The sequence below is a fragment of the Nocardia wallacei genome, assembly GCF_029868745.1.
GTDB lineage: Bacteria > Actinomycetota > Actinomycetes > Mycobacteriales > Mycobacteriaceae > Nocardia > Nocardia wallacei_B.
Genome location: NZ_JARWOP010000174.1, coordinates 69928 through 77260 on the forward strand (window position 1 = coordinate 69928; position 7333 = coordinate 77260).

Consider the following 7333-nt stretch of genomic DNA (forward strand, 5'->3'; position numbering starts at 1 on the left):
GAGAACGCGACGCGCGCGACCACCAGCAGACACTGTGCGAGAGGCGACGAGGATGACCTTCAACGAAGGTATGCAGATCGATCCGGATCGGGTTTCCTCCGGCGGGCCCGGGATGGGCGGCAAGCTCGCGCTGGGGGGCGGCGCGGGCGGCATCGTGGTGCTGGTGCTGGCGCTGCTGTTCGGCGGTGATCCCGGGTCGCTGCTAGGGCAGTTCACCGGCGCGGGGAGCGACGCGTCGCAGCAGGGCTTTGCGAAGACGCCGGCGCACTGCAAGACCGGCGCCGACGCGAACAAGTACGTCGACTGCCGCGTGGTGCTGACCACGCAGAGCCTGGACGCGGTGTGGGGGACGCAGCTGCCGAAGCAGGCGGGCCGGAAGTACTCGCCGCCGAAGGTGACGCTGTTCACCGGCGGGGTCAATACCCGCTGCGGCCAGGCGACCAGCGCGGTCGGGCCGTTCTACTGCCCCGCCGACCGCACCGCCTACTTCGACACCAGCTTCTTCCAGGAGCTGGTCGACAAGTTCGGTTCCAGCGGCGGGCCGCTGGCCCAGGAATACGTGGTGGCGCACGAGGTGGGCCACCACATCCAGAACCTGCTCGGCGATTCCGGCCGGGCGCAACGGGATCCGAAGGGGCCGGAATCCGGTTCGGTGCGCCTGGAATTGCAGGCCGACTGCTACGCGGGCCTGTGGGCCAGCTACGCCGACAAGCAGCCCGCGCCCGGCAGCAACCAGCCGTTCCTGAAGCCGCTGTCCGACAGCGACATTCGCGATGCCCTGTCCGCGGCCGCGGCCGTCGGCGACGACCGCATCCAGAAGGCGGCCACCGGACGGGTCAATCCCGAGGGCTGGACCCACGGCTCCTCCGACCAGCGCCAGAAGTGGTTCCTCACCGGCTACCGCACCGGCCAGGTCCAAGCATGCGACACGTTCGCCGCACCCGACCTGACCAATCCCCCGAGCGGTCGCTGATCCCAGGGAAGCGGCACACCCGCGACCACCGGGACCGGCCTGGGCGGACACATCTCGCGCTCGCGCGGCGAAAAATGCCGCCACGATCCGATCTGTGTCCGCTCGGGCTATGTCTGACTCAGCCGACGGTCCAGGTTTCCTTGCCCGTGAGCAGTTCCTGAAGGGTGTTCTCCCCCACCGGTTTCCGTTCCCGGGCCGCGGTCAGCTGGGTGCGGACGCCGTCGTCGTAGGTGGGGCGGGTGACGCTGCGGAAGATGCCGATCGGGACGTGGGAGAGGTCCTGGGCCGAGAGGCGGGACAGGGCGTAGGCGTACTCGGGAGCGTCGGAGTAGGCGTCGTGGACCACGATGTCGGTCTCGGCGACTTCTGCCGCCGGCGCCACCGCGAGGCCGAAACCCTCTCGCACCACCGCGAATTCGTTCTCGGCGCCGAACCGGATGGGCTGCCCGTGCCGCAGCCGGATCAGGTGGGATTCGGCGGTGTCGCGGCGCAGCGCGTCGAAGGAACCGTCGTTGAAGATCGGGCAGTCCTGCAGGATCTCCACGAACGAGGTGCCGCGATGCTCGGCGGCGGCGCGCAGCACCTCGGTCAGCCCGGCGCGGTCGGAGTCCAGCGCCCGCGCGGCGAACGTCGCCTCGGCGCCCAGCGCCACCGACAGCGTGTTGAACGGGTGGTCCACCGACCCCATCGGCGTCGACTTGGTGACCTTGCCGCTCTCCGATGTCGGCGAGTACTGGCCCTTGGTGAGCCCGTAGATCCGGTTGTTGAACAGCAGGATGGTCATGTTCACATTGCGGCGCAGCGCGTGGATCAGGTGATTGCCGCCGATGGACAGCGCGTCGCCGTCACCGGTCACCACCCACACCGAGAGATCGGGCCTGGTGACGGCCAGCCCGGTGGCGATGGCGGGCGCGCGGCCGTGGATCGAATGGATCCCGTAGGCGTCCAGGTAGTAGGGGAACCGGCTGGAGCAGCCGATGCCCGAGACGAACATCAGATTCTCGCGGCGCAAGCCCAGCTCCGCCAGGAACCCGCGCACGGTGGCGAGGATGACGTAGTCACCGCAGCCGGGGCACCAGCGCACCTCCTGATCGGAGGTGAAGTCCTTGGCCTTCTGCGGCCCGTCCGCGCCGGGCACGCCGGACAGTCCGGTCAGGCCGAGATCGGCGCCGACGAGCGAGGTTTCGACGATGGTCATCACTTACCCCCAGTGCTGCGGTACGTGGCCCGCGCACGCGCGGCGAAGGCCTTGTCGTGTTCCAGTTCCGCGATGGAGCCGTCGAGCGCGGCGTCGATGACGCCGACGAGTTCCTGTGCCGAGAACGCCGTACCGGCGACCTTCGTCCAGGGTTGCACGTCGACCAGGTAGCGAGCGCGCAGCAGGGTGGCCAGCTGCCCGCCGTTCATCTCCGGGCACACCACCCGGCGGTAGCGCCGCAGCACCTCGCCGGTGTTGGCGGGCAACGGGTTCAGATTGCGCAGATGCGCCTGCGCCACCGGCACGCCGCGGCGGCGGGCCCGCCGGCACGCCTCGCCGATCGGGCCGTAGGAACTGCCCCAGCCGAGCAGCAGCAGTTCCGCCCGGCCGTCCGGGTCGTCGACCTCGAGATCGGGCACCGTGATGCCGTCGATCTTGGCCTGCCGCAACCGGACCATCAGTTCGTGGTTGGCCGGATCGTAGGAGATGTTGCCGCTGCCGTCGGCCTTTTCCAAGCCGCCGATGCGGTGCGCGCGCCCCGCCGTGCCCGGCACCGCGAGCGGCCGCGCCAAGGTCTCGGGGTCGCGGGCGTACGGCTGGAACGACTCGGCCTCCCCCGCTTCGGGTTCGAAGCCGGGATCGATGGGCGCGAGATCCGCGACGGTCGGAATCGACCACGGTTCGGAACCGTTGGCGATCGCGCCGTCGGAGAGCAGCAGCACGGGGGTGCGGTAGGTGAGCGCGATGCGCGCGGCCTCCACCGCGGCCGCGAAGCAGTCGGCGGGCGACCGCGGCGCCAGCACCGCGACCGGCGATTCGCCGTTGCGCCCGTACAACGCCTGCAACAGGTCGGCCTGCTCGGTCTTGGTCGGCAGTCCGGTGGACGGACCGCCGCGCTGCACATCGATGATCAGCAGCGGCAGCTCGGTCATCACGGCCAGGCCGATGGTCTCGCTCTTGAGCGCCAGCCCCGGCCCCGAGGTGCTGGTGACACCGAGCGCACCGCCGAGCGAAGCACCCAGTGCCGCACCGATACCCGCGATCTCGTCCTCGGCCTGGAAGGTAGTGACGCCGAAACTCTTGTGCTTGCTCAGCTCGTGCAGGATGTCGGAGGCGGGCGTGATCGGATAGGTGCCCAGGAACACCTGCAGCCCCGACAGCTGCCCGGCCGTCACCAGTCCGTAGGCCAGCGCGGTGTTGCCCGTGATCTGCCGGTAGGTGCCCGGCGGCAGGGTCGCGGGCGCCACGTCGTAGGTGGTGGCGAAGGCCTCGGTGGTCTCGCCGTAGTTCCAGCCCGCCCGGAAGGCGAGGATGTTGGCCTCGGCGATCTCGGGCTTGGCGGCGAACTTCTCCCGCATGAACTGCTCGGTGCCGCCGATCGGCCGCCCGTACATCCACGACAGCAGCCCGAGGGCGAACATGTTCTTGGCGCGCTGCGCGTCCTTCTTGCCGATACCGGTCGGTTCGGTGGCGGCCAGCGTCAGCGACGTCATCGGCACCCGGTGCACGACGAAATCGGACAGCGTGTCGTCGGCGAGCGGGTCGCCCGCGTAGCCGACCTTGGACAGGTTGCGCTTGGTGAACTCGTCGGTGTTGACGATGACGGTGGCCCCGCGCGCCAGCTCCTCCAGGTTGGCCTTCAGCGCGGCCGGATTCATCGCGACCAGCACGTCGGGCTGGTCGCCGGCGGTGAGGATGTCGTAGTCGGCGATCTGGATCTGGAACGACGAGACGCCCGGCAGCGTGCCCTGGGGCGCGCGGATCTCGGCGGGGAAATTGGGCATGGTGGCAAGGTCGTTGCCGAACGCGGCCGCCTCGTGGGTGAAGCGGTCCCCGGTCAGCTGCATGCCGTCGCCGGAGTCGCCGGCGAAGCGGATGACGACCTTCTCGAGCTTCTCGGGCGCCGCCCGGCCGGAGCCGGCCGCGGCGGCAGGCGCAGCCAATTGCTCTGCGGCAGTGTCACTTCGACGTATTTCGTCAGCCATACGCCCGCATCACTTCCTCGTCGTTATGAGGTATCACTGGCCAAGTTACTCCCCCGCACCCCGGACACACCCGAGTTATGTGCGGTCCAACATGATTCGGCAGAGCCAACCGGTAGTGCGTCAGGCGAACAGCGCCAGCTGCGGATCGGGCCGTGCGGCCGGGTCCGACCGAGGTACAACGTCCGGCGACCGGTCGCGGTTCAACCCGTGTCGCGCGAGCATCGGCTCGACCCGGCCGCGTAGCCACGCAGAATACTCCGGTGTGACGTACGCCCCACGACGGTACAGCTGCCGGTAGCGTCGCAACAGCGCCGGGTGGTGGGTGGCGAGCCATTCCAGGAACCAGCCGCGGGTACTGCCGCGCAGATGCATCGGGAACGCGACCGCGCTCGCCGCCCCGGCCGCCGCGATCTCGCCGAACAGCGCGTCGAGGTGGGCGCTGCCGTCGGTCAGGCAGGGGATCACGGGGGCGACCATGACGTGCACCGGGAAACCGGCCTCGGTCAGCGCCCGGATGAGATCGAGCCGGGCGCGCGGTGACGGCGTCCCCGATTCCAGGCCGTGATGCAGGTCCGGGTCGAGAATCGCGAGCGAGACCGCGACGCTCACCGGCACCGCGCGCGCCGCCTGGGTGAGCAGCGGCAGGTCCCGGCGCAGCAGCGTGCCCTTGGTGAGGATGGAAAACGGGGTGCCCGACTCGGCCAGCGCGCCGATGATGCCGGGCATCAGCCGGTAGCGGCCCTCGGCGCGCTGATATGGATCGGTATTCGTGCCCAGCGCCACGCCGTCGCGCTGCCACGAGCCCCGGCGCAGCTCGCGCCGCAGCACCGCGACGATATTCGTCTTCACCACGATCTGGCTGTCGAAATCGCGGCCCGCGTCCAGCTCCAGATATTCGTGGCTGCCGCGCGCGAAGCAGTACCGGCAGGCGTGCGAGCAGCCGCGCATCGGGTTGATCGTCCAGTCGAACGGCAACCCGGAGCCCGTCGGCATCTTGTTCAGCGCGCTCTTGCACAGCACCTCGTGGAAGGTGACACCCTCGAACTCGGGCGTGCGGACGGTGCGCACGAAACCAGCGCGCTCGAGGCCGGGGAGTGCCCCGTCATCGGCGTCGAGAGTCTGGTTCTGCCATCGCACCCCTCCAGTCGAACATCTGTTCTAACGACTGTCAAGCAATGCTGCGCGCCTCCGGACGCGGCGACGCACCCTGATAGAAGGCGATCAGGTCGCGCACCGTCTCCTGCGCCGGGCGCGGCCGGTAACCGAGTTCGTCCTTCGCCCGGCCGCCGTCCACCACCGGCGCGGACAGCAGCGCGCCCATCGCCGCCTTCGAGATCCGGTCGCTGCCGAACAGCTTGGCCGCCGGTTCCAGCACGGGCAGCACGGCCGAGATCACCTTGGGCGGGATCGCGAACGACGGCCCGCGCTTGCCGTTGACGGCCGCGGCCATCCGGCTCACCTCGAGCATCGTCAGCATGGATCCGGTCAGCAGATAGTTCTGACCGGTCCGGCCACGCTCGCCGGCCAGGATCAGCCCTGCCGCCACGTCACGCACGTCGACCAGGTCGAATCCGCCGCCGATCATCACCGGCACCCGCCCGCGCGCGCAGTCCCACAGGGTGGTGTTGATCCGGGAGTCGGAGTGGTCGATCGGGCCGTAGACGCCGGTCGGATTGCAGATCACCGCGTCCAGTCCGGCGTCGACGACCTTGCGCAGCTCGATCTCGCCCTGCCATTTGGAACGGTCGTAGACCGGCAGATCCGGTTCGACCGAGCGCGGCGAGTTCTCATCGATGCGGCCACCGCAGGTGTACTGGTTGAAGGCGTGAATGGAGCTGGCGTGCACCATCCGCCGCGCCCCGACCGCGCGGGCGGCCTCGGCGACCACCCGCACGCCCTCGGTGTTCACCCGCCATGCCAGGTCGTTACGGTGCGCCAGGGTGATCACCGCGACCAGGTGATACACGATTTCGGCCCCGTCGAGCGCCGACCGCATCGACTCGGGATCGAGCACGTCGCCGGTCACCCAGGTGACGCCGGGCTCCGGCGCACCCGCCGGCCGGACCCGATCGATGGCGGTGACCTGGTGACCGCCGTCCACCAGCTGGTGGAGCAGGTTCGTACCGAGGAAGCCGGCTGCGCCGGTGACTGCGACCTTCATGGCACCGAGGATATAGAACCCGTTCTAATTTGCAACAAGTTCTAGTTTGTTCCATTCCGTCCCGGTCGCGGCTCGCGTCGGCTCGAAACCTGTCCTGCTGGTCGGCTATATTGAGGACCGGACCTCGCCGGTCACGCGCCGGGGGGCACAGCATTAGACGAGCACAGCAGTAGACGAGCACCGACGTTCACGACAAGCTGATGATCATGATGATTGGGGGGCAGATTCGATGACGGAGGATCTCTCTGTCGAGACCGACGCGGTCCGCGCGTTCGCCGCGACACACGAGGGCGTTGCCGGCCAGATCGCCGCCGCGGGGAATATGGACGCGGTGAGCCACGTGGCCGCCATGACACCGGTCTTCGGCGTCATCGGCGCCGACTATCTGGCCATGTTCGCCGCCGCGCAGGTCCTGCACTGCAAAGACGTGAACGAGCTGTCGGACAAGTGCAATCACCTGGGGCAGTCGGCCTTCGGCACGGCCGCGATCTTCGACGACACCGACTCCGCCTGGTCCAGCACCCTCGGCGCGCTCGGCAACCAGATCGGAGGCTGACCGTGCGCACACTCGATGGACACGACAGCGGCGTGATCGACGCGCCCACCGCCGCCCCGGCCGCGCCCGCGTCCCCGGTCGAGCCCCTGCTGGCGCCGGCGGCTCAGCAGGGCCCCATCCAGGACGTGCCGCTGGGCCAGCTGCCCGCCGACGTCCCGCCGCCCGAGCCGCCCGCATTCATGCCGTCCCGCAAGGAATTCGAGGACGGCGGCCTGCCGACGGTCGGCGCTCCCCACGCGCCGGCGCTGGGCGGCGGCGCGCCGGACGGCTCGGCGATCCAGCCCGCCGGGTTCGCCGATCCCTCCTCGCCCCTGCTCGGCGCCGCGCACGGCACGATCGACAACGCGGGAGCGGCGCTCGGCGCCGATTCCCAGGGCCTGCTCGCGGGCGCGCACGACGCCGTGAACACCGCCGCCGGCGGGCTCGGCGGCGCCGCGTCGGCGGTGCAGCAGGCGGCGAC

The 7333-nt window shown here is 69.8% G+C and carries 6 protein-coding genes and 1 pseudogene; 3 read left to right on the forward strand and 4 right to left on the reverse strand.

Going from position 1 to position 7333, the window contains the following annotated elements; all coding sequences use genetic code 11:
- Positions 1 to 52 precede the first annotated feature (52 nt).
- Positions 53 to 973 carry a KPN_02809 family neutral zinc metallopeptidase gene (gene ypfJ, locus QH470_RS14655; RefSeq protein WP_280272898.1) on the forward strand — a complete coding sequence of 307 codons (921 nt, stop codon included), beginning with the start codon at positions 53 to 55 and terminating at the stop codon, positions 971 to 973.
- A gap of 118 nt (positions 974 to 1091) precedes the next feature.
- Here ypfJ and QH470_RS14660 read toward each other — a convergent pair whose 3' ends face one another.
- The 4 genes from QH470_RS14660 to QH470_RS14675 all read right to left on the reverse strand — a co-directional run bounded on the left by QH470_RS14660 (position 1092) and on the right by QH470_RS14675 (position 6317).
- A complete protein-coding gene (locus QH470_RS14660) occupies positions 1092 to 2171 on the reverse strand; it encodes a 2-oxoacid:ferredoxin oxidoreductase subunit beta (protein ID WP_280272899.1) in 1080 nt (359 codons plus the stop codon).
- Positions 2171 to 4114 (reverse strand): 2-oxoacid:acceptor oxidoreductase subunit alpha, encoded by a 1944-nt coding sequence (locus QH470_RS14665; protein WP_280272900.1) that lies wholly within the window; start codon positions 4112 to 4114, stop codon positions 2171 to 2173. Before QH470_RS14665 ends, QH470_RS14660 begins: the two co-directional genes overlap by 1 nt.
- A 162-nt stretch (positions 4115 to 4276) precedes the next feature.
- Positions 4277 to 5293, reverse strand: a complete 1017-nt coding sequence (locus tag QH470_RS14670) for an Rv2578c family radical SAM protein (protein ID WP_280272901.1) — start codon at positions 5291 to 5293, stop codon at positions 4277 to 4279.
- Between the two features lie 31 nt (positions 5294 to 5324).
- Positions 5325 to 6317 carry an NAD-dependent epimerase/dehydratase family protein gene (locus QH470_RS14675; protein ID WP_280272902.1) on the reverse strand — a complete coding sequence of 331 codons (993 nt, stop codon included), beginning with the start codon at positions 6315 to 6317 and terminating at the stop codon, positions 5325 to 5327.
- A 229-nt stretch (positions 6318 to 6546) separates the two neighbouring features.
- On the opposite strand from QH470_RS14675, the gene QH470_RS14680 reads away from it, so the two are divergent.
- Both QH470_RS14680 and QH470_RS14685 read left to right on the forward strand, forming a co-directional pair.
- Positions 6547 to 6873, forward strand: coding sequence for a type VII secretion target (locus QH470_RS14680; RefSeq protein WP_280272903.1), 327 nt, complete (start codon positions 6547 to 6549; stop codon positions 6871 to 6873).
- Between the two features lie 2 nt (positions 6874 to 6875).
- Positions 6876 to 7333: pseudogene (locus tag QH470_RS14685) on the forward strand (hypothetical protein); the annotation flags it as partial.

Coding starts and splice junctions, on each gene's coding strand:
- ypfJ (WP_280272898.1), top strand. CDS start 53: ATGACCTTCAACGAAGGTATGCAGATCGATCCGGATCGGGTTTCCTCC.
- QH470_RS14660 (WP_280272899.1), bottom strand. CDS start 2,171: ATGACCATCGTCGAAACCTCGCTCGTCGGCGCCGATCTCGGCCTGACC.
- QH470_RS14675 (WP_280272902.1), bottom strand. CDS start 6,317: ATGAAGGTCGCAGTCACCGGCGCAGCCGGCTTCCTCGGTACGAACCTG.
- QH470_RS14680 (WP_280272903.1), top strand. CDS start 6,547: ATGACGGAGGATCTCTCTGTCGAGACCGACGCGGTCCGCGCGTTCGCC.